The organism is Pseudomonas sp. FSL R10-2189 (assembly GCF_009600325.1).
In the GTDB taxonomy this organism is placed as follows: domain Bacteria; phylum Pseudomonadota; class Gammaproteobacteria; order Pseudomonadales; family Pseudomonadaceae; genus Aquipseudomonas; species Aquipseudomonas helleri.
The window spans coordinates 1-2000 of sequence record NZ_WIVZ01000080.1; the positions used below are offsets into that span (position 1 = coordinate 1).

A 2000-nucleotide genomic window follows, 5' to 3' on the forward strand; every position below is an offset into this window, starting at 1 on the left:
TTCCTCGGGGGACACCCGCACCTTGATGATCTTTTCGCGCTTTGGCTCGGTCATGGCTTGGCTCTTAGTAGAGGCCCGCGACGTTGCGGACTTTAGTCTGCGGCGGCGGGGGCCGGCTGGGGGGTTTCGGGGGGCGGCACGCCCCCTGAACCAGGTCACAGAGGAACCGACCAAGCGAAGCGCCGGGAGGGCCCTCTGTGTATACTGGCTTAGAATCAAAAGCCGTGCAAGTGTCAGAAGGTTACAGAGGCTCTAGATCAGAGGTTGGTTGAGTTGGTGGCTAACGCGCTTTGCTTGTTGGGCGTTCACCATCACAGCGCCCTTCGGTCACTGCACTGGCGACCACCTGGACTTGTGAAGATCGGGGGGGATTTACATCTGGAGGGGCACAACAAGAGCACCTGGCGGGCTATTATCTGATATGGCTATCTGAACACTAAATATAGAGGGTGGAATGGATCAGATTTACATTGTGAGTGGATGGCACGACCAAGAAGGGCAGTTCCAATCTAATGAGAAACGCCTCAACAAGATGCTCAAAGATGAGGGGTGGGTAGTCAAAACAGTCACGCCTTTCAGCTCATACGGGTACGGGTACGGGTCAGTTTCAGTTGCCAGCAGCCAGGTAGTTGGCCACAACCCAAACAAACCAAGTATTGAGTGCTCTGGCCACGACAATGGCTTCGCAGCTATTGTCGTTTTAACCCGCGATTAACGCTTGGTGCTAACCCAGGAATGCACAGTGCCTGTGCCAACTGAAAGCTCTTTAGCAATGCTTCTGATGCTCACCCCATCGCTGCGCAAGCGAAGAGCCTGTGCTCTGAGTAGAGCATAAGCCTCGCCTTTGGCCTTACCACCCTTGCGCCCCTGTACCGCCTGCCACGCGCTAAACGAGGCGGCGTCGAGGTGCTGGTGCGTCCACTTCGCCACTGAGCGGGCGACGTGGCGCACCTCCTGGTGATCGAGGGATGCCGCGAACCCGGCGTTGTACATCAGAGCCCGGTCGAGGCAGGCGGCTTGCCACTGCTCGAAGTCCGGCCACCCTTGGCGTATCGCCCTGTAGGCCCAGAGGCGCAGTTGCTCGAACAGATTGCAGTTCCGGCCCAGCCCGTAGTCCGGGAGGCGCTTACGGCGATCCTGGGCGGGCTCGAGGTCTAGCCAACTGTCGAGGTCGGCCAGGGTGTACAGGCGCGGCTCCCAAGTGGTCACCTGCCAATGCGGGTGCAGAGGATTCTTGCAGATAAGACCGGAATAGCCGAGGTCAGCACCAAGTAAACGCTGTAGCGCGCAATCTACAGCTGCCGCGTACCGCAGGGGCGCAGATTTCGCGTCAGACGCGGTGCGCACGGACGTTTTGAGCCCGTAAATCAGGTGAGCGTGACCGTTCTCGGGATTTTTGGCCGTGATCGAGGGCGGCGGTGCACCTCGGTCGCTCCAGTCGATGGCCGCGCCGGGGCGGTCGATGTCATAGACGAGCCAGAAACGGTGCGTAGGCCCGTTTGGCTGGATGTATCGAGCCAGAGCGGCGCGCTCGGCGCTGCGCACCTGGAGCCCTGCGCGCAGGTCGTCGGTGTGATACGGCTTGGCAGGCAGGCGCTCCCGGAACAAGTCGAGTTGTCCTGGTTGATCTGCGATGGTGGCGTGATATGCTTTCGACACGTTCAGGGCACTCCAGTGCTCTTATCGGGGCCCCCGTCGCTCTCTCTTCCGGCAAGTTGAATAGAGCACGGGGGTTTTGTTTTTTCTGGGGGCCAGCCTAACCCAAGGTGGGCCCGCTGCGCGACTTATGCCGCTTATGCTCCTGGATCACTTCCTGAGCGCGCGGCTCAAACCCTCTACGCGCTGCGCCAAGTCGTTCACCTGCCCGCTCAAGCTCTGCACCTGCTGCGACAGGGCCATGTTCTCTGTCTGGCTGCGCTCGTACTGGGGATGTAAGCCGGAACCCCAGAAATTTCCGTCACCCTAGTTGGGTGGGCTCAACACTCGTGTCACCAGCTACC

At 59.9% G+C, this 2000-nt stretch carries 1 protein-coding gene and 1 pseudogene; both read right to left on the reverse strand.

From position 1 onward, the window contains the following. Positions 1-711 precede the first annotated feature (711 nt). Positions 712-1659, reverse strand: coding sequence for a replication initiation protein (locus GHO32_RS25885; protein ID WP_372239843.1), 948 nt, complete (start codon positions 1657-1659; stop codon positions 712-714). A 147-nt stretch (positions 1660-1806) separates the two neighbouring features. Further along, a pseudogene (locus GHO32_RS27320) lies at positions 1807-1911 on the reverse strand (MbeD/MobD family mobilization/exclusion protein); the annotation flags it as partial. Positions 1912-2000 lie beyond the last annotated feature (89 nt).